16 protein-coding genes and 1 CRISPR repeat array are annotated in these 22,326 nt (G+C 23.3%); of the genes, 9 read left to right on the top strand and 7 right to left on the bottom strand.

Annotated elements, in window-relative coordinates; translation table 4 throughout:
• Nucleotides 1-55: 55 nt before the first annotated feature.
• Both GE118_RS00330 and GE118_RS00325 read left to right on the top strand, forming a co-directional pair.
• Nucleotides 56-2,095 (top strand): hypothetical protein, encoded by a 2,040-nt coding sequence (locus tag GE118_RS00330; protein WP_158763483.1) that lies wholly within the window; start codon nucleotides 56-58, stop codon nucleotides 2,093-2,095.
• A gap of 340 nt (nucleotides 2,096-2,435) precedes the next feature.
• On the top strand, nucleotides 2,436-4,094 hold the full coding sequence (locus tag GE118_RS00325; RefSeq protein WP_158763482.1) for an IS1634 family transposase: 1,659 nt from the start codon (nucleotides 2,436-2,438) through the stop codon (nucleotides 4,092-4,094).
• 238 nt (nucleotides 4,095-4,332) lie between these two features.
• Nucleotides 4,333-5,819: a CRISPR direct-repeat array (repeat unit 35 nt; unit sequence TTATTGCTTACTCAAATATTGTACTATCCTAAAAC).
• A 7-nt stretch (nucleotides 5,820-5,826) separates the two neighbouring features.
• Here the strand turns inward: GE118_RS00325 and GE118_RS00320 are convergent.
• The 5 genes from GE118_RS00320 to GE118_RS00300 form a co-directional block, all read right to left on the bottom strand.
• A complete protein-coding gene (locus GE118_RS00320; protein ID WP_158763481.1) occupies nucleotides 5,827-6,600 on the bottom strand; it encodes a hypothetical protein in 774 nt (257 codons plus the stop codon).
• On the bottom strand, nucleotides 6,600-6,905 hold the full coding sequence (cas2, locus tag GE118_RS00315; RefSeq protein WP_233262752.1) for a CRISPR-associated endonuclease Cas2: 306 nt from the start codon (nucleotides 6,903-6,905) through the stop codon (nucleotides 6,600-6,602). Before cas2 ends, GE118_RS00320 begins: the two co-directional genes overlap by 1 nt.
• 10 nt (nucleotides 6,906-6,915) lie before the next feature.
• Complete coding sequence (gene cas1, locus GE118_RS00310; protein WP_158763480.1) at nucleotides 6,916-7,794, bottom strand: type II CRISPR-associated endonuclease Cas1; 879 nt, start codon at nucleotides 7,792-7,794, stop codon at nucleotides 6,916-6,918.
• Nucleotides 7,795-7,901: 107 nt separating this feature from the next.
• Nucleotides 7,902-9,155 (bottom strand): hypothetical protein, encoded by a 1,254-nt coding sequence (locus GE118_RS00305; protein WP_158763479.1) that lies wholly within the window; start codon nucleotides 9,153-9,155, stop codon nucleotides 7,902-7,904.
• 246 nt (nucleotides 9,156-9,401) lie between these two features.
• Entirely contained in the window at nucleotides 9,402-10,625 is a 1,224-nt protein-coding gene (locus GE118_RS00300) for an Mbov_0401 family ICE element transposase-like protein (RefSeq protein ID WP_158763478.1), read from the bottom strand.
• A 602-nt stretch (nucleotides 10,626-11,227) separates the two neighbouring features.
• On the opposite strand from GE118_RS00300, the gene GE118_RS00295 reads away from it, so the two are divergent.
• From GE118_RS00295 to GE118_RS00265, 7 genes are all read left to right on the top strand, one after another.
• Nucleotides 11,228-11,545, top strand: coding sequence for a hypothetical protein (locus tag GE118_RS00295; protein ID WP_158763477.1), 318 nt, complete (start codon nucleotides 11,228-11,230; stop codon nucleotides 11,543-11,545).
• 14 nt (nucleotides 11,546-11,559) lie between these two features.
• Nucleotides 11,560-13,407, top strand: a complete 1,848-nt coding sequence (locus tag GE118_RS00290; protein ID WP_158763476.1) for an Mbov_0396 family ICE element transmembrane protein — start codon at nucleotides 11,560-11,562, stop codon at nucleotides 13,405-13,407.
• On the top strand, nucleotides 13,391-13,990 hold the full coding sequence (locus tag GE118_RS00285; RefSeq protein ID WP_158763475.1) for a hypothetical protein: 600 nt from the start codon (nucleotides 13,391-13,393) through the stop codon (nucleotides 13,988-13,990). Before GE118_RS00290 ends, GE118_RS00285 begins: the two co-directional genes overlap by 17 nt.
• Nucleotides 13,980-14,465, top strand: coding sequence for a hypothetical protein (locus GE118_RS00280; protein ID WP_158763474.1), 486 nt, complete (start codon nucleotides 13,980-13,982; stop codon nucleotides 14,463-14,465). The genes GE118_RS00285 and GE118_RS00280 overlap by 11 nt, the downstream gene beginning before the upstream one ends.
• Nucleotide 14,466: 1 nt before the next feature.
• Complete coding sequence (locus tag GE118_RS00275; RefSeq protein WP_158763473.1) at nucleotides 14,467-17,172, top strand: helicase HerA domain-containing protein; 2,706 nt, start codon at nucleotides 14,467-14,469, stop codon at nucleotides 17,170-17,172.
• Nucleotides 17,173-17,176: 4 nt separating this feature from the next.
• Nucleotides 17,177-18,097: an MSC_0882 family membrane protein gene (locus GE118_RS00270; protein ID WP_158763472.1), complete on the top strand. Its 921-nt coding sequence runs from the start codon at nucleotides 17,177-17,179 to the stop codon at nucleotides 18,095-18,097.
• A gap of 647 nt (nucleotides 18,098-18,744) precedes the next feature.
• A complete protein-coding gene (locus GE118_RS00265; protein ID WP_158763471.1) occupies nucleotides 18,745-19,137 on the top strand; it encodes a hypothetical protein in 393 nt (130 codons plus the stop codon).
• A 204-nt stretch (nucleotides 19,138-19,341) separates the two neighbouring features.
• Here GE118_RS00265 and GE118_RS00260 read toward each other — a convergent pair whose 3' ends face one another.
• On the bottom strand, nucleotides 19,342-20,049 hold the full coding sequence (locus GE118_RS00260) for a DUF3800 domain-containing protein (protein WP_158763470.1): 708 nt from the start codon (nucleotides 20,047-20,049) through the stop codon (nucleotides 19,342-19,344).
• Nucleotides 20,050-20,600: 551 nt separating this feature from the next.
• Complete coding sequence (locus GE118_RS00255) at nucleotides 20,601-22,259, bottom strand: IS1634 family transposase (RefSeq protein WP_158763469.1); 1,659 nt, start codon at nucleotides 22,257-22,259, stop codon at nucleotides 20,601-20,603.
• Nucleotides 22,260-22,326 lie beyond the last annotated feature (67 nt).

Below are 22,326 nucleotides of genomic sequence, written 5' to 3'. Positions count from 1 at the left end.
ATTAAATTATATTAAATAACCTTATACATTTATTTTAATAATTAGGGGAGTAATTATGACATTGGAACAATTAAAAAATCTTAAATTATCATTAATTGACTTTAGAACAGCAGAGCAAAACTACTTTACTAAAGACTTTTTAAAAGAATTTTTAGATAAAAATCAAAAGTATGACAAGTTTAAAAATACCATTTTAAAAGATAAAATAGATGATGATATCATTTGAGAACTTATCAACTATGATGTTAATGCGTTTTATAAGTTATTTTTATCTTTAAAAGATAAATGATATCCAAATGAAAACATTTATGTTTATCAAGATGAAAATGGTAATGATATTGTAGTTGATGGAAACAGAAGAGTGTTAATTTTAAAATTCCTTTACCAAAAAGAAAAATACCAAGATATATTTGATTTTGGTTTTACTACAATCGAAGAAGATATTGATAAATTAGATGAAATTAATGAATATCTTAAAAATGTAGAAAACAATATCATTAACGAAGTTAATATTAAATATATTGATAAAACATTAATTAACAATATTGTCTCTAATAATATTTTCACTCCTGAAATTAATTTAAAAACCACTTATAATAAAGGAATTTATTTATCTAACGTTTTTACTTCAATGGTTGAAAACAATATTAAAACTCTTGATGAGTTGGCTAAATACAAAGATTATATCTTTAATAAATTTGGTAAAACTATAAAAGAGTTCTATAAGGATTATAAGGAATCTTGCTTTTTGTATCAAGCTTTTAGTCAAAGTGAATGAAGTTATGAAAAGGATTATAGTACATTAGAAACAAGATTATCTTTTCAGAGAAAAAATGATTTATATAAAGATTACTCTAATGTTTATAAAACATACTTTCACGAGTTTTGTTATGAGAACAAGGTTTCTAAATATTCAAAAAGCAACTTAAACACTTTTTTAAATATTGGTTATTCTAATTTAAAAGTTAAAAATGCATATAACTTAAAAGAAATCATTGATTTAGAGTTTGATAGTGAGCAAAGAATGTGAGTTAATAAACACAAAGCAGATGATGATGTTAAAACTAATTCAATCTTTGAATTCTTAATTAAATTAGATGAAAAAGATTTATTAAAAACAACTAAAAACATTAATTTTGAGCTTGTTGGTGATATTTTCTTTGCAACTATTCAATTTAAAAGAAAGGATTTTGCATTAGTGGATGTTATTCAAGATATCTTTAAATTTAATAACAAAAACTTATATAAATTATCTAAATTAATCAAAAAAACTAATATTGAAACTAATGACTTAATAAGAGATAAAAGATTGATGAATGATGAGATAAATAATATGTGTGAGTATTCTGTTAAATTTAAAGGTGAAACATTTATTAATGAAATTTTAAAACAAAATGAAGAGTTAATCATTAACAATAACTTTCAATTTAATGTAATTTATTCTAATTTAAGAAACCTAAGTCAATATATCATTAACATTATATTTATCGATTACTTAACATTTTTAATAGAAAGTTGCAAAAACAATATTACATTTTCTTATTCAAATGATAATATAACTTATGTAGCTGATAATAACGCATTAGATAGTAGTTCTAAACAATTAAATTCAATAGTTAAATTACTTAATTGATTTAGAAGTTTAGGAATCATTTATTTAGATGAGTTTAATATGAACGAAGTTTTAAATATGGAATTAGTTAAAAATATAATTAAAGGTTTTATAGGTGAATATTCTATTTTTAGTATTATCACACAAAAAGTACCAGGAAAAAGTTTTTATAAAAATGTTGTTCTAGATAATGATCATATAAATAAGTATGTATTACATAAGTTCAAAATAGATTTTGATAAAACTTTAAATGGTTTAATTAAACATACTCAAACAGTATTTAATAAATGAGTTCATTGTGCTTTTATATTAAATAAACAACAAAAATATGATAATCTACCTGATTTTCTTGCATATAATATTGAGTCATATAAATTTATAGTAGAAATATTACAAAATCTTGATTCAAATAACTTTATTCAAGTTTCTACAAGAGTATTTAATACAAATTGAAAACTAAATTTCCCTAAGTTTAAAAAATAAACCTTAATTAATACTTTTTTATTTAAATATAATCTTGATATTAAAATAAAGTAAAATTCAAAATATCTTAATATGATTTGAATGATATTTAAAAAATGTTTCTTTAAACAACTTTATTTTATATAACTTCCATCAAATAATTCAAATGTTAAAAATTAATTCTATTAATAAACTAGTTGATAAAATTAATACAAATGTAAATATAAGTTGAAATGGTATTATCCTGTGTTTCCAAGTTTTGACCAATTTTTTAGCACTTTTCCACACTTACTATACTACGTATAGTAAAAAAATTATTTTTTCCACATAATTACATTGTAATTATGGTATAATTAGGAGTATGAAAAAAGAAAAGTGAATTATTGTTAGAAGTAAAAGAAAAGACACATACTACATCACAGCAGCTATCTCAAATGGTCATGCTAGAGGTTATAAGAGAAGTATTGGTTTGGGGAATTTAGAAAAATTAGAAAAATCTACAAAAGACCCAATTAATCTCTTAAAAGAAGCTTGTGTTAGTTGAGATCCTGAATGACCTAAAGACAAAATTTTGCAAGAAGTAAATAAAGTTCTTAAAAATTCAGTTGTTGAATCAAAAGTTGTTAATTATGGTCATCAAGTTTTATTTAACACAATTGATGACTTGGATATTTTTGAGAAGACAAAAGAAACAAGATCAAAAGAATTAATAAAAATATTGAAATTTATAATTTCAACACGTATCCTAAAACAACAAAGTCTTATTAAAACTTTTGAAAGTATTCCTGATTATGAAATTGAATTTGATTCAAAAAAGACTACATTTTACAACTCTTTAGATTATCTTTCAGATAATAAAACAACTATTTTAAAAAACATCAATAATTCGTTAATTTCTAAAAACCTAAGATCTGTTGATGTAATGTGATTTGATTCATCAACTGTATATTTTGAGACTTTTACAAGTTTAGGACTTAAACATCCAGGATATTCAAAAGATGGAAAATTCAAAGAAGATCAAATTGTAGTAGGTTTAATCACTGATGAAAATGGTATTCCAATCCATTACAAATTATTTAAAGGTAATACAGCTGATCCAAATACTTTCATTCCATTTATCAATGAAATCAAGAAAATTTACAATGTTAGAATGGTTACAATAATTGCTGATAGAGGAATGAGTACTAATAAAAACATTAGATTTCTAGAACAAAATAATATAGATTTTATAATCTCTTACAGATTAAAAATCGCTACTAAAAGAACTAAATTATTCGCTCAAGATCCTGAAGGATATGTTGATTTAGATAATTTTAAATTTAAAGAAGAAACTTATGAATCGCTATGACAGAAAAAACGTCCAAACGGAAGAACTAGACGTAGAATAATAACTTATAGTGAAAAACGTGCTAAAAAAGATAAACAAGATAGACAAATTCTTATTGATAATTTCAATAAAAAAGCTAAAAATGGTATTGTTGCTCAAGCTGATTTGCTTGCTGGTAAAAAATACAAATTCTTTAAAGAAATTGAAAATGGTAAAACAACTTCATACAAGTTAGATTATGAAAAAATCGAGAGAGATAAAAAGTTTGATGGTTTATACGCTTACGAAACATCAAGACACGATCTTACAGTTCAAGATGTTGTTGATTTATATGCAAAACAATGACAAGTTGAAGAAAACTTTAGAACATTAAAAAACGCTTTAAGAATCAGACCTGTGTATGTGCGAAGTGACAAACACATTGAAGGATATTTTCTTTTATGCTTTATATCATTGGTTCTTATGAGATATTTACTAACTTTAGTAAATAAAAACTTAGAACCTGTATTAGGTGTTAAAAACGAAAGATTTACTAACACAAGATTAATAAAAGCAATTTTAAGTGCTAATAAATATGTTGAAGTGATAAATTCAAAAATTATCACTGAAAAATTAATAGAAAATAAAGATAATATGCAATATTTAAATGATTTTGCTATTATCAAAAAGATATTAGAAACTCAAAAACCTTAAATTACAATGTAAATTTTTGAAAAAGTTAAAAAAAGAGCAATAAAATGCTCTTTTTATCGTTTTTTGTTAAAACTTGGAAACTCAGGGATATTAGATCATTGCCAAAATATGGTAGTCTTAAAATTTTAAGTTCGATTATATTAGAAAAACGCTAAATTAAAAACTCAAAAACTAAAATAAATTAGTTTTTGAGTTTTTAATTATCTAAAATAAATAGAAACAAATTTATTCTTATAGTATATTGCTTACTCAAATATTGTACTATCCTAAAACTAATTGCTTGAATATAACCTGAAAGAATATATTATTGCTTACTCAAATATTGTACTATCCTAAAACTCTCGGAACCATTTTCAACTACACTAAAATATTATTGCTTACTCAAATATTGTACTATCCTAAAACTTGGTGGTAAAACAGTCTTTTTAAGTCCTGATTATTGCTTACTCAAATATTGCACTATCCTAAAACAATTCAAAACCTATTGAGTTAATTAATAATATTATTGCTTACTCAAATATTGTACTATCCTAAAACTCTCGGAACCATTTTCAACTACACTAAAATATTATTGCTTACTCAAATATTGTACTATCCTAAAACTTGGTGGTAAAACAGTCTTTTTAAGTCCTGATTATTGCTTACTCAAATATTGCACTATCCTAAAACAATTCAAAACCTATTGAGTTAATTAATAATATTATTGCTTACTCAAATATTGTACTATCCTAAAACAATTGCTGTTAATATTACCATTACGATCAGATTATTGCTTACTCAAATATTGTACTATCCTAAAACCTAGGGAAAATTATTATTTTAAAAGTTTCTGTTATTGCTTACTCAAATATTGTACTATCCTAAAATCACACTTCAGCTGTTATTATCCGATGCAATGTTATTGCTTACTCAAATATTGTACTATCCTAAAACCTAAACCCAAATTTGAAGAATGATTAAAAGGTTATTGCTTACTCAAATATTGTACTATCCTAAAACATTTATAACCTTGCTTATTGAAAAATTTACGTTATTGCTTACTCAAATATTGTACTATCCTAAAACTTTATTAAGTTCGTCCGCTTCCTTTTCGCTGTTATTGCTTACTCAAATATTGTACTATCCTAAAACGAATATACACCCGATTTAATTATTAACGTTGTTATTGCTTACTCAAATATTGTACTATCCTAAAACCACCAAATAAGTCTCATAATACTTTTTTATGTTATTGCTTACTCAAATATTGTACTATCCTAAAACGGTACCACTTCTCAACATCTGCAAAATTCTGTTATTGCTTACTCAAATATTGTACTATCCTAAAACATATGTCCGCATTATTAGGTAATGAACCATGTTATTGCTTACTCAAATATTGTACTATCCTAAAACCCAAATCACTTTTATACCTTTTATTTGTTTGTTATTGCTTACTCAAATATTGTACTATCCTAAAACTCTTAAACGGTATGTTTTCACTTGATAGTGGTTATTGCTTACTCAAATATTGTACTATCCTAAAACACCGTACTTTTGACGAAAGTACTGCAATGTGTTATTGCTTACTCAAATATTGTACTATCCTAAAACACAATTCGTGGGGAACCTTAAAAGATTTTTGTTATTGCTTACTCAAATATTGTACTATCCTAAAACAACCTAAATGTTTTATTAACTTCTTTAAAAGTTATTGCTTACTCAAATATTGTACTATCCTAAAACGTCATTTTTAAGAAAAAATTTCTTTTTTAAGTAAAAAAGTCATTATTTTTGAATCTACATCATCAATTTTGAAATATTTTTCAAAATCTGAATCGTTTATTTTCTCTTTAAAATAGTTTTCCATCCAATTAATAATAGAATCTTTAGATTGAATTGTTACTATATTGTTTTTATTTACAAATGATACAAGTTCTAGTTCATCAAAATTGCTACAATGCATTCTAAAATCATTAGTTAAAATAATAAAGTTATAGCTATGAATAAAAGGGACTAAATCACTAATTTTGATATTGGAATAGTTGTTAAATATAATGGTTTGTTTATTTTTATTTTTGTTTAAAGTTAACCATTTGATTAAAATATCTTTATTGATAAATTGGTGTTCTTCAAGCTCGAATATAACTTTCATCATTTTTGAAAGATTAGAATTAATTGATAGTAATTCTTTACCAATAGTTTGATTAATATCATTTTTAATTTGCTCTAAAGTATTTAAATTTAATATTTTACTTTGTTCTCAGCTATTGTTTGAATTAATTAAGCTCATTAATATATTTTTAGAATTAAACGAATATAAAGTGTTCACCATAGTTAAATCATTTATTATAAATAATTCATTGATTGAATAATTTTGGTTATTGATCTCAATGCTTGGTTCTTGAGTATAAAATTCATAGTTATAAATTTGTTTTAAAAATAAATTACAATCACTTGTATCAATACATATAATATCTTGAAATTGATTATTAAAATTTATTGAATTAGTTTTGATGTTAATCATTATAGTTTAATGTATTTCTCCTCTCCATTATAATATTCATTCATTGATTTTTCACCACTTAAAAATTCTATTTCTTGATATTGTTTTTCTGTTATTAATAAAACTCTAATATTGGATATATTTGGAATAATTCGTTTTAACTTATTCTTTTCGTTTACAAACATACTTGAACTACCAATGCATTTAACATATATGGAATATTGCATCATACAATATCCTAAAGATAATAAATTGTTTCTGAATTTAGTGTAGTTTTTGACATTGTCATCATCAGTAGATATATCATACATTACTATAATTCTCATATATCTAGTTTTAGTTAAACTCAATGTATAAATCTTTTATAGATTCATTATTGATTAATTTTTGAATTATAGTTTCAATATAATCAACTAATTTAATTTGTTTCTGATTGACGATGATATTTTTCAAAAACATTAAATAAACTTCTTGCTTATATTCTGCAAAATCACAAAATTCATTTAAATAAAATTGTTGATAAACAAGTTGATCAACAATACATCTAAATGGTTCCATTAAGTCACACGCTAAAGCAAAATTATTGCTATAACTTTTATGAAATAATCCAATTCTATTATCTAAACCCTTTTTGATAATGCTTCTAGCTACAAAACTCATAAGCACTATATAACCATAATTTAGAAATTTGTTTTTCAACTCTTTTTCATCATCTCTTTTAAACTTATCACCAAACAAATTTTTAAAATATAATTTTGCTGCATGACCTTCTCTATTAGTGATGTCATAATCTTTCACGCTTGATCAATAAGAAGTTAGTTTATCGATATCTTTATCATTAATAAGTTTTAAATGATGTAATAATTTAGTTGAGTTAATGATTTTTAACTTAATGATTTCTTTTCACATTGTCCCTTTAAATTCATTGCCTCAATTAATTTGATTAATAAAAACTTTATTATCATAATATCCATTTATTTTACTAATAATGGCATTTGGTTCATATTTAGAGTTACAAATAATAATATTTGTATTATTATTAGCTAGTTTATTGATCAAAGGAATTGATAATGTTGTTTGATAATTAGTAAATAAAAGACACTCAATATCATTAATTGGAATTGTGATTTTATTTCCTTCTTTAATAACTACTAAGGAATTCAAAAATAATGAGACATAAGTACTATCTGATATTTCGACTATTTTTTTAGGCATAAAAAAACCTGCAAAATGCAGGCATATACGACAGCCATAATGATGGCGTCTTATTTTAGGACGTACAATACTTGAGTAAGCAATAAGTTTTGTACTTATATATTATACTATTTATTTTTTATTCCTCAAATATTTTTTACTTCATTTAGCGAATTTCCTAAGATAGTTTTTTCTACAGGGATATAATTGGTACCTTTAAATAGCTGATCAACAGATTTTCTTATTCTTTTTTCTGTTTTTTGATTTATTAATTTTAATTCTATGTTTTGATTTGAACTTGTGAATGAACTAATGTATAAAAATTCAACTTCATTTAGTTTATTGATAGATACAAGTAAATCACCTGATTTAGCTATACAAACTGTTTTATAAGTTTTGTCTATATTGTTTTTGCTCATATACTTTTCTAACAATTTATGATCAATGTCTTGTAATGTTAATTTATTTGTATCTATTGAACCGAATTTAATAATTTCAAAGTTAATAGGTATTTTCTTAAAGTTGATGCCATTACTTAACACTATGGCTCCTAGAGAATTAAATGATTCATAAAATCCTATATTGCTATTATTTACGGTTCTAAACTTAACATTATTTATATCTTTAGAATCAGATTTATATTTTAGGTACTTTATAATTTCATATTTATCAAATGTATCATTAAAAAGGATAAATTTTTTATTATTAATCATTTTATCGATAAATTCAGAATTTACTTCTTTTGGTAAATTAGTAAGTGTTTTTAAATGATTCATATAAATCACAAATGGATTCTTACCTTTAAATTGTTCATCATTATAAATACTTTTTAACTTATTGTAATTAAATCTATGTGAATTATATAAAAGTAAATTTTCACAATCATTATCATCAATATCATTTTTAAAGTATTTAGCTATTTTTTGTTCATCATATAATGATAATTTTTCTATTTTAACAATTTGATCTTTGTTGTTATCATCAAATTTATAAGAGTATAATGTGTCATTAAATAATGCAGTGTTGTTTTTGAGTTTTGGTTTTCTTGAAAATTTAACTTCGTTTTTTAATTCATATCATTTATTACCAATTTTTTGACTAATAACATCTGCAATTTCATTAACTTTAATAAATTGTTGCAATTCTTTTAAAGAAGGTTGTGTAACAATTTCTCCTGTTAAAGTTCTTTCTCAAACCACTTCATTTGATGGTGTTATAAAGTAATTTACATCATTATCAATGTTTAATGTGTTATATAATGATTTAGTGTTGTTTGATATTAATGAAATTGTAGCGGCATCTCTTGCATGATGATCATATTGATCTCTATCTTTTTTCGAGTGAGTAAAATTGGAGTCACTTGAGATTGCTTTAAATAGCAATTACTTCCTATTTTTATTATAATTAATCATCGCTTAAAATGAAGCGATTTTTATATTTTGTTTTTATCATATAAATATGGAAACATATACATAAATTATACTTAAAAATAAGTAATTTTAAAGCAAAAATTCATAATTGATAAAGAAAAATAACACACTATATCAAAAAGTGCGTAAAACCTTATAATGATAATCATTATTTAAATAAATGTTGATTAACGCTAAATTACTTTATAGTAATATAACTTATCAACATATATATTTACCTACATCTTTAGGTCCTAACAACATAATCTTTTTAACAATAGAGACTATGTTATATCTAGAACTTCGTTTATGAATTAAACTTTTCAGCGAATTATTAACAAAACTTTCAGATGAAGATTTAACATCTACTTCAGCTACAACAAGATTAAAAATACCATTTCAGTTGTTCTTAACATAATTTAAAAACTTCTTAACTTTATTTGTTAATTTAGTTTCAAGTTTCTTAATCACATCATTTTTAATAAAATCTAAAACTTGTTTGAAGCCATTAATATTGTTATTATTGATAGATTGTTTAATATTTTGATAAAGATTAGTTTGATTATAAAAATACTCTTTTTCATAGAAAATGCTATTTTCTTTATTCTTTTTCTTTGTTGCTCCAAAAGTTTCAAAAGCAAGCTTCATAAAATGAAACTTGTCTAAAACAGGAATATAACCTTTTGAATTAGCTAATTTTTGAATCCATTTAGCTCCATCACCTTTTACTACAACTTTTAAACCTTTGTTATAAAGTGTATCTTTTATATGGTTGATTTTATTAACTAAAAAATTAATTGAAACTTTGCTAGGTGTATTAGAATCTTCTAAGAAAAATAACTCATTTTTATATTTTACTCGCTTAGTACTTGGATCTTTTTCTAAGTAAAATCTAAGCATCCTATTACGTTTAGAAACACTAGCACGATTTAATTGTGTTTCAAAGAAAGCATCATCAATTTCAACATAAAGATACTTATGCTTAGATAAAACATTATTAGAATAATCACAAAGATTGTTAATAAAGTTTCATTGTTTATCATTATTAAATTGAATTTCAGGATTTGACTTAGTTTCATTATTAACTCAAGCATATATCAATTGCTTAGAAGGGTAATTTTTAGAAGTTAAATTAGTAATCTTATTCCCTGAAAGATAGTTCTTAATAGCTATATCTTTTAATTCTAAAGAGAATTTAGAAGTTTTTAGTTCTTTTAAATATTCGTGATGATAATAAGTAAAAGTTCTATATTTACCTAACTCTTTATCATAAACTTTATATCTAGTAAGATTAAAATATTTCACTCCTTTTTCAGTTATGAACTTTCTTTTTACTCTTCTAAAGACCTTTCATTCAGGATGTTCTATTAACCTGGTTATAGTTCTAAACCTTTCTTCTAACTCATCAAAATAATAAACAATAATATCAGCTTGATATAGCATAATCTTCCCTATCTCATATATGGTGTCTTATTAAGACACTTTTTTTTATTCCATTAACAATTAGAAAAGAATGTTAATTCTCTATATAACAAAAGAAAACTAAGCTATATAAAACTTAGAACATTTCCTAAAACACGTTATCATAAAATGCTACTACATAGCTCATTTTATTCCCATTCAAAGTAATACTTTGTATTACTTTATTAAGGGCTAAAATTTGGGACTATTTAAAATATTTGCAAAGTTATCCTACAAAACTTAATAAAAATCAAATATTTTAACCATTTTTAAATGTTTTTACCTGCATTTACTTTGTATCGTGCTTTATGACCTGAAAAACAATTAAAAATAGTAGCATTTTCAAAGAACAAGCTCTTTTCCTTTTTTATTAAAAGTATTTTTTAACATCAATATTATAACGCTATTTTTTGTGAAACCATTTCCATTTTTTAAAATTATGCATATAATATTAATGTATGAAAACAATTCCACATATAACAAAGGAGTAAATCATTGTTTTCATAACTTTAAAAACAATAAAACAAATAACTTTTTTAGAACAATAATATTGCTAAAAAAAATATTTAGAAAGGAATAAAAAAATGATTACATCACTAACTAATCAATTTGCTGATGGTAATGCTGGTAATATCTCAGGACAACTAGGTGATACTTTAACTAATGCTGCTAAGTCAATAGTTAGTTCAATAGTGTCTCCAATTTCAACAATTGGTTTAATTCTTCTTTCATTAGCATTAGTTTTTTTAATAGGAAAAATTGTTGTTTTATGAACTAAGAGAAAAGATGGTAATGCAGAAGAAATTAAAAAATCATTAAAGTGAAATTTAGTAGGTATTTTAGTATGTATTGTTCTAATTACCACTTTTGCATTAATAGTTTCTACAGTATTGAAGTTCTAGCAACAATATAAAATATGGTACAAAGTCTTGTAAATGGTTTAATTTATGGTGTTAATTCAATAGGTTTTTTCTTATTTTTAAAATTACCTTTTTTAATACTAAGTATAGTATTTGCATTCTTTAATTTTATTGTTTATAACTTATTTAACTTTTTCTTTTTTGGAACAATTAATCCAAGTTTTAGTAATTTTTCAGTTAATCCAATTTTCTTAGCATTATTAATACCTAGTGTATTTATCATTATTTTCATTGGAATTCAAGCTTATAGAAAGAACTTAAAAGATCCAACATCTAAAGCTTTAAAGAATTTTGTAAATAACTTACCTAAATACATTTTATTTACAATCATAATGCCATTTTTAGTTTATTTTTCTCAATTAGGACTAAGAATTTTACTTTTATTTATTCAAAACCAATTCACTACAGGTTCAAATGGTGATCTAGTAATAGATTCTTGAAATTTATTACATACAAGTGGTGCTTGAAAACCTCACGAATGAGAAGCATTAGCAAGAAGTGGTGAATTTTGACCTGATTACAATCATTGATGAAATACCCATAATGGTTGGGGAATTGAAACTATGATTCTTTCATTATTAACTACTTTCCCTATTGTGTTTTTAATTATTTCATTAACAGCTTCAGTAGGTAAAACAATATTAAGCTTAGTTTATAACATAGTTTTATCTCCAATGTTAAATACAAGTATGTTATTAGAGTTTAATGAAAATCATAAAAAATGGTTAAACAGCATTAAAAATGCTGTGTTATCATTGCTGATTAATACCTTAGCATTACAATTATTTATCATTATGAGCTATTTATCAATTCATTGATTAAATATTGATGAATTAGCAAAGATCATTGGACTTTCAAAGAATTTAGTTTCTATTGTATGAAGAATTATTACTATTAATCTTTTAGTTGGTTTAGCTTATAAACTACCTGGGATGATTATTATGGCTTTTGGTGGCGAAATAGCACATACTCCACAAAATTATGGAAATAAAATATTAGCAAAAACTAAAGCTGTAGGTAAATTTATAGCAAAACCTGCAACAGGTATAACTTCAAAAGTTCTAGGAAAAGCTCAAAACAAAATAGCAGAAAGTTCTACTTCAGCTCCTAGAATGCAAGAAAAACAATCTATTTCTAATTTAGAGAATTTAAATAATAATCAAACTAATGAACCACCAAAATTACCAAAAACCAAAACATTTAAAGGTGCTAAATTATCTACAGCAACAACTAATGCTTTAAAAAATGCTGGCTTTAAAAACTTAAATGAAGTAGCTAAATTAGATGATAAAGCTTTAGGTTCAATTAATGGAATAGGTCAAAAAAGAATGACAGAAATTAAAGATAAAATTGCAAAATATGGACTTACAGCTACTGAAATTCCATTAAAACCAGAAGCTTCATCAACTAAAGAAAATAAATCTAATACTAAAACTAATACTACAAATGAAGCAGCTTTAGAATTTAATAATAAATTCCAAAAAGCTTTATATAACTCAATTAGTTTTGTAGATAAGAAACTTCAAACCAAAAAGAACTTTAATAAATCACCTTTAGCTAAAGCTCAAAACAAAATAGCTAAACAAAATGATGAATTAATTAATGAACTAAAAAGTATTAAAAGCATTATTTCTAATGATTCTAAGAAATCAAAAGATAATGCTACAAAATCAGCATCAATTAAATTAAATGAAACTAAATTAAATCAATCAAATTTAGAAATAAAACAAACTTCTAAACCTTATAAGAAAACTAATAAAAACAATTTAAATAAAACAACTCCAAAAATGGAAAATGAATTAAATGTTAAACAACCTAAGGAGAAAAATGAGCAAAATAATTAAAAAATTAAAGAATGAGTATTTAAAAACTACTTTTGAAGTTGAAATACCTGGAGAATATATTAATTATATTGACTCTTTAACTATAAAAGAAAAAAGATATAACCACAATATTTATCTTAAAGATTTATATAATGAATTTATGTTTGATTGAAACAATTTAATAAAATCAAGAAATCAGAAATACAATGATATTTACCAAGCAATAATAGACTTCAAAGAATCAGGAAAAATCAAAAATGAATTCAAAATACCTAATTTTGATAATTTTGATTCCAAATATAAAGATGAAATTCAAGTAAATATAAACTTCATCTTAATTGAAGTTTTAGAAAACCATTTAGATTATTTGTATGAAAATTATTCAAATACATATAAAAAACTTGATGACTATGATTTGGATGAAATAAAAGAAGTTTTAACATTCTTGAACAAATTAAAAAATATTGAATCTCAATTTGATACTACTACTTATAGTAAAAGTAATAAGTTTTTTAAAACTTATTCTAAAAGAGTAGAACAACACATTGAAGTTTGAAACAATTTATATCAAAAACTAGCAAAGGACGATACTAATGAACTGTAATTGTTTAGAATTATTTAAAAATAAAAGAAGTGTTGAACCTTATTTTATTGAACGAGAACATTTAACTTGGTATGAGTTTTGAGATCATAATCACTTTCGATACCTTAGAGAATGATCAACTAATGAATTAATTGAAGCTTGACATTATACTTCTGCTTTTATTTGTGATATTGAAGTTTTAAACTATAAATATTTTTCAAATGAAGCTCAAGATAAATGTCTTATGGAAGCTAATTTAGAGTTTTTTAATTATATTAATGCTGACTTAGAATGCAATATAGAAGATTTAGAATGTTATGCTAATAGCTCTAAAGAATATCAAGATAACTTAATTAAAATTCAATCTAGTTTTGAGTTATTACAAAACGAATTAAAAGATGCATTAACTCATCAATGTATTAAAGACTTACCAAAAACTAAAGCATTATTTGAAAATCATTTAAAATGCTTAAAAGCATCATATCCAAAGGAATAAAATGATACAACCTAGCTCATTATGAAATAAGAAAATAAGCTTATTTAATGACAAAATTCTCCCTGCAAAAGATAAGGTATATGTTTTAGTTATTGCTCTTTTTTCATTTGCTATTAGCTTTAGTGTTTATGATATTCTTTCAGGTTATATTCAGGCAATTATTGGTGGAAGCATCTTCTTATTCTTATTATCATTATTGTTTAAACCAAGTAATAGTAGCGAAAGAATGTATGTTTTAATTTATAAAAAAATTCAATTCTTATTCACTACTAAAAAATATAAAGACAATGATTTTTTAAAATTAAAAAATATTAATGATAAAGGTCAAATTGAGATCAAAGATCAAAAAATGTACATTTTATCATTAAATCCTTTTGATGTATGAAGATTAAAAGAAGATGAAAAAAGCTTATATATTAATGCTTTTCATCAAACTTTAGCTGAATTACCAAGAAAATACACTTATAAATTTGTTAAAGTTAATTTAGCTAATAAACTTGAACAAAATAAAGCTGATGCAACTAAGATTAATCAAAATCTTCAAGCAAATGATGAAAGTATTTATAACATTAAATATGATTATATTAATCAAGTGTATCAAGATTTACAAAACATAGAAACTTCTACTGTTTTTAAAAATATTAGATATTTTTTAGTAGTATCTGGACAATCAAATGATATAGACACAGACATTAATCATATTAAAATGAGTTTTAATACTTCTTTACCATTTAATGCTACTATTGTAAATGATAAAGAATATATTATTTCAATCTTTAATTCATTATTAAATAATGATATTTATAGTATTGAAAATAATAAAGTTGCTTCTAAACCTACAGATATTCAAATTTATAATGAATATGTCAAAATCAATGATAAATTAATGACTTTTAACATTCTCAAAGAGTTTCCTATTGAGTTAAATGATGATTTTGCTTTAAATATCTTTAACACTACTAATTCAAATAGTATTTGAACATTAAATAAACTTCCTGAAGATAAAATTGTAAGAATGCTTGATCGTGCTAGAGAATTACAACAATTTAATAGAATTGATGTTAAATCTTGAGTTAAAAACAAGCAAGAATCTTTAGAAGATAGTGCTATTGACTTAATCGCTGATGAATATGCTTATGAAAAAACAGCATTCTTTCAAGTTAATTTCTTAGAAATAAGATATTTTGATGAACCTAAAGAGTTAAACAAAATCAAACAAGAAATTAATAAGCGTAATAAAAATCATCGTATTACAACTCACTTTTTAGAATATCAACAACTTCAAGCTTTAAAAATATTATTATTTGACCAAGCTTTATCAAAATACAATCATACTTTTTCAAGTATGAACCTTGCAAAAACTTGACCTATGATAATTAGCTACTTCAATGATAAAAACTCATTTATATTAGCTGAAAATGCATATAGTAATGATGTTTTATTCTTTGATAATACTAAAAAGACTTTTAAACGTCCTTCAAGTAGTATGTTTTTTATTGGAAAAACAGGTAGTGGTAAAACTACTTCTATTTCTAAGTTTTTAAATCATCACATTGTTAAAAATGATTTAATTTATATCATTGACCCTAATGATGACTATTCTTCAATCGTTAAACGTTATGGTGGAGAAGTAATTGATTATGCTGATTTAAGTAATTTTAATTTAAACATTTTAGAAATTAAAAATGAGCTTTATGTCCAAGAAAGTTTCAAAGTTGAAAATGGACAAAGAATCAAAGTTGAAAATGTGGTTAATACCCCTATAACTTCTTTAGTTCAATTTAAAATTGAATTCTTATCATCGTTATTTAAAGTAATGTATCCTAATATTAAGGATGATGAGATTTTAGTTTTAGAAAAAGTTATTAAAGAAACTTTCAAAAAACACGGCTTTTTTGAACCTGATGCTAAGTTAGAAAACTTAAAACAAATTACTCTTCAAGATGTTATAAATTTCTTAGATGAATTAAATGCTAATGACTTATCTTTAGAATATAACAAAGACTTATATACAGAAGAACAATTAGTTAAAGCATTAAAATTCTTAGATGAAAACTTTAATAAAATTACAGGTAAATATCGTAGCTTCAATACAGAACAAAACTTTAACTTCAATGGTAATTTAATTTCATATAACTTAAAAGAAATCCAAAATAAATCTCCTGAGCAAACAAAAATTATTATGTTTATTCTTTCAAATGAAATTAAAAAACAAGTTTCAATGAACTTTGAATACAACAAACATACTTATGGAATGGAAAATCAACAAGATTGAAGACATATTGTTATTGTAGTTGATGAGATTCATAAATTCTTAGGTGGAGCAAGTGGTATTTTCTTAGTTCAATTCTTCTTTGACTTAATTAAAACTTTAAGAAAGTTCTGGGGATTATTAATCTTTGGTACTCAAAGTTTCAAAGACTTTGAACTTAATGAGAGTTTAAAGAATATGACTAAGCAATTACTAGAACAATCTCAGTACTTCTTTATTTACAAAATTGAATCTGAAGATGTTGAAATTTTCCAAAACTTAATGGGTAGTGGTTTAAAACTCTTAGATCACGAAAAAAGGTATATTCTTCAAGCTCAAGCAGGAGAATGTATGTTTATTCCTTATCAAGGTAATAAACATTTAATAAGAATGTATTACAACCCTATTGAACAAAAACTATTCTTCAAAACAAAACTTAAAAAGGATGAATTATAATATTATGCAATTAATTAACAAAATATTTAAAGCTAAAAACTCTCCACCTATAATTAATACTACTTCAAATACTAATACCATTAGTCCTATAATTAATCAAAATACTGAACAAGTAAATACTAATTTATCAAACTTAAAAATTATTTATGATGCTTCTGATAAAGAATGGTTATTTTCTACAGTTAAATTTGAACTTAAATATAACTTATTAATTTGAATTTTAAACTTAATTTGCTTTATAACTAATTCTATATTTATTGGATTATTTTTCTCTAAGGTCTTAAATTATGACTTTTCTAGTTCAATTGCTATCTTTTTATCAATTTTAAATATTGTCTTATTAGCTACCTTTTTAAAGTCTTTATTAACTTATATAAGATTTAAAAAGCTATATAAGATATTATCTAAATATAAAGAAGATAATTCAATATTAGAATCTAAAACAAGCTATTTCTTTAGAGACTATTTAAAATTAAATAAAACTATTTTACATTTAATTTGAATTAATGTCTTTATTATTACTTTTTATGGTCTATTTAGCTTAATTGTCTTTGGTTTAAGAAATCAAGTATGAGTTTTAGGTTCTTTAGATAGAGATTTTTACTGAAAAATTGATTGAGCAAGTAAATTAGCTAATGCTTTTGGTGATGTAAATACCTTTAGCATTATTAATTTAACTAGCTTATCTGTTTTATTAGTCTTTACTATTATTTATATTATCTTTGCTAATTATCGTTTAAATAATATCTTTGTAGTATTTAAAAATGATGCAATTAATATTCAATCAATATGATTAGAAAGCAAGAAAACTATTAATCGCTATTATTTTATAGCATACATATTAAGCTTAGTATTTATTGTGTTTTTACCTATTATTATGATTTTGTATTTTGTATTAAGAAAGTTCTTATGAAGAAAGAAATAAAAGTCCAAATTAAGTTTTGGACTTTTTTATTCAACTTTTATTATTATGTTTTTTTAAATATCTTGCTTTAAAATATAAAAATTAAAGCAAGATATTTAAAAAGATATATCATTCTTAGTTTGACATTAATCAGTAATAAACAAAAAAAGAGTATCAAAAAACCACCATAATGGTGGTTAAATAATTAAAGAAACGCAAGAAGAAAGTTTTATGAACAAAACTTAATAAAATACTATAATAAAAAAATTTATTTATGACAATCAAAGAAATTAATGTACTACAGGAAAGGAGTATAAAAACTTTAGTTAAAAGAATTACAGAAATAGGAAAAATGTAAAGATTAAGTACAAAAGAGTTAAAGTTATTAGACCAATTACTAAAATGCTAATAGCTTCAAACAACATATTAAAAACTACTGATAGTAATGGCCTTAATAGAAGATTATGCTTCATTAGTTTTACTAATGAAAAAATAAGGGTTGATTTAAACCTACAAGAATTCAACACAACCTTTTGTTGATAAACCCACTAGGGAAAATTATTATTTTAAAAGTTTCTTTAATTATATACCATTTAAGGTACAATATTATTATAACAAATTATGGAAATGTTTTCATAATTATTTAAAAAAAATATTTAGGAGTAAATATGAACCCAAACACTTCAACAGATTTATCATTATATTTATATCAGTTTGATCAAAAGGTAAATAAAAGATTAAAAACACCTTATGAAAAACAATATGAATTAGTTTTACCTATCGTTCAAATAGAAGATGATTTTATTTTTGTTAATGTAATTAAAAGTAATAAAAACTTAATTAATCAATTTACTTTAAATTTAAATGAAAATGAAACATATTATATAGATTTTGATAACTTCTTTAGAATTAAGCAAGAGAATTTTGCTGCTATTACTCAAAAAACAAATTATGTATTAGATCCTATAGTTGAATTAGGAATTTTAGAGAAAACTAGTGAATTAATTAATGATGAGCAAGCTAAGTTCAGGTTATATTTTATTAATGTTAATGATAAATAATAAATAACGCACCCTAAAGTATATATATTTGGGTGTGTTATTTTTTTTAAAAGGAAATAAAAATACCATTGCATATGCAATGGTACCCATTCATGAGAGCCACGTACTTACTATACGCTTAAGATCGACTGACTTCTCCCTTTGTTCACGTAAACTTAATTACATATATATTATATATCGAAATTTTAAAGAGTCAAGAGTTTTTTAAAAAGGAAATAAAAATTTTTTCATTTCTAATTTATTTTCAATTTCATTCTTTTTATGAACAAATACAATATTTGCTAAAATATCTGCCATTCTTATAAAGGTAGAATGACACGAATTTAAATATTTAAGTTGTATTTCTCCTATATTGTTAAATAAAGCTGGAATAGGTTTTTTATAATTATTTGGTCAAACAGGTAAAAATAATTCTCTTATAATGCTTTCATATAAAGTATAATGGCCACTAGTTTTAGTACTTACATTATCTAAATTTAGATATATTTTAATTTTGTCATTTTTAGTTAAATTACCTTCTTTAATTTCTAATGCAAAATATCTTTTTAACGCTATACATATTGTTCAATTTATATAACGTCTTCTATTAGCTTTTGAAGACATAACATCATCATTAACCCTTTTTATATCAATTTCAGCACAAAACATATCAGCATCTTTAAATGTTCTAAAAAGGTCTTTTTTAAGACTTATAGGTAATTTGAAACCCTTTAACTCTTCTTCATTTGACATTTTCTTTATTTTTTTAATCTTTTTCTCTTTCTTCTCAAAAAGAGCTTTAGCTTTTGATTTATATTCTCTGTTTTTAAAAATCACAAATGATGTAATAAAAATATCCTTTGTTTTTGATAAAACACCAGACTCATCAGAATAAATAAAATATTCTTTTATATTATTATCATTTTTATCCATATTTCAATTATAGCTATAAACTAAAAAACTTTTTGACAAAAATATAAAACCATCTTATTTAATAAAATGGTTTTATATAATCCCACTTCAAGTTTCTACAATATTTGTATTAATTCCATTAACTAATTTGTTAATCGAGTTAATTTTAAGTTTTTCAACACCATTGTAGAAATGTACTAATTCTTCCCGGGGACAATTTGTCCCTATGTAGAAAAACAACTAAATTAGCAATATTAAATAAAGAGTTGGAGTTAATTACCATTAATACCTTTTCATTGCTTTAAAACGCATTCAAACGCTTGTTAGAACTTAAAACAAGACAGTAAGCTTTAAACTAAATAATACCATTTCAACTTATATTTACATTTGTATTAATTTTATCAACTAGTTTATTAATAGAATTAATTTTTAACATTTGAATTATTTGATGGAAGTTATATAAAATAAAGTTGTTTAAAGAAACATCCTGAGTTTCCAAGTTTTAACAAAAAACGATAAAAAGAGCATTTTATTGCTCTTTTTTTAACTTTTTCAAAAATTTACATTGTAATTTAAGGTTTTTGAGTTTCTAATATCTTTTTGATAATAGCAAAATCATTTAAATATTGCATATTATCTTTATTTTCTATTAATTTTTCAGTGATAATTTTTGAATTTATCACTTCAACATATTTATTAGCACTTAAAATTGCTTTTATTAATCTTGTGTTAGTAAATCTTTCGTTTTTAACACCTAATACAGGTTCTAAGTTTTTATTTACTAAAGTTAGTAAATATCTCATAAGAACCAATGATATAAAGCATAAAAGAAAATATCCTTCAATGTGTTTGTCACTTCGCACATACACAGGTCTGATTCTTAAAGCGTTTTTTAATGTTCTGAAGTTTTCTTCAACTTGTCATTGTTTTGCATATAAATCAACAACATCTTGAACCGTGAGATCGTGTCTCGATGTTTCATAAGCATATAAACCATCAAACTTTTTATCTCTTTCGATTTTTTCATAATCTAACTTATATGAAGTTGTTTTACCATTTTCAATTTCTTTAAAGAATTTGTATTTTTTACCAGCAAGCAAATCAGCTTGAGCAACAATACCATTTTTAGCTTTTTTATTGAAATTATCAATAAGAATTTGTCTATCTTGTTTATCTTTTTTAGCACGTTTTTCACTATAAGTTATTATTCTACGTCTAGTTCTTCCATTTGGACGTTTTTTCTGTCATAGTGATTCATAAGTTTCTTCTTTGAATTTAAAATTATCTAAATCAACATATCCTTCAGGATCTTGAGCGAATAATTTAGTTCTTTTAGTAGCGATTTTTAATCTGTAAGAGATTATAAAATCTATATTATTTTGTTCTAGAAATCTAATGTTTTTATTAGTACTCATTCCTCTATCAGCAATTATTGTAACCATTCTAACATTGTAAATTTTCTTGATTTCATTGATAAATGGAATGAAAGTATTTGGATCAGCTGTATTACCTTTAAATAATTTGTAATGGATTGGAATACCATTTTCATCAGTGATTAAACCTACTACAATTTGATCTTCTTTGAATTTTCCATCTTTTGAATATCCTGGATGTTTAAATCCTAAACTTGTAAAAGTCTCAAAATATACAGTTGATGAATCAAATCACATTACATCAACAGATCTTAGGTTTTTAGAAATTAACGAATTATTGATGTTTTTTAAAATAGTTGTTTTATTGTCTGAAAGATAATCTAAAGAGTTGTAGAATGTTGTCTTTTTTGAATCAAATTCTATTTCATAATCTGGGATACTTTCAAAAGTTTTAATAAGACTTTGTTGTTTTAAGATACGTGTTGAAATTATAAATTTCAATATTTTTATTAATTCTTTTGATCTTGTTTCTTTAGTTTTCTCAAAAATATCCAAGTCATCAATTGTGTTAAATAAAACTTGATGACCATAATTAACAACTTTTGATTCAACAACTGAATTTTTAAGAACTTTATTTACTTCTTGCAAAATTTTGTCTTTAGGTCATTCAGGATCTCAACTAACACAAGCTTCTTTTAAGAGATTAATTGGGTCTTTTGTAGATTTTTCTAATTTTTCTAAATTCCCCAAACCAATACTTCTCTTATAACCTCTAGCATGACCATTTGAGATAGCTGCTGTGATGTAGTATGTGTCTTTTCTTTTACTTCTAACAATAATTCACTTTTCTTTTTTCATACTCCTAATTATACCATAATTACAATGTAATTATGTGGAAAAAATAATTTTTTTACTATACGTAGTA

Origin of the sequence: Mycoplasma sp. NEAQ87857 (genome assembly GCF_009792315.1) — a bacterium.
Lineage (GTDB): Bacteria > Bacillota_I > Bacilli_A > Mycoplasmatales > Metamycoplasmataceae > Mycoplasmopsis.
The sequence above is the reverse complement of the archived record's forward strand: the minus strand, read 5'-3'. Positions and strand labels throughout refer to the sequence as shown.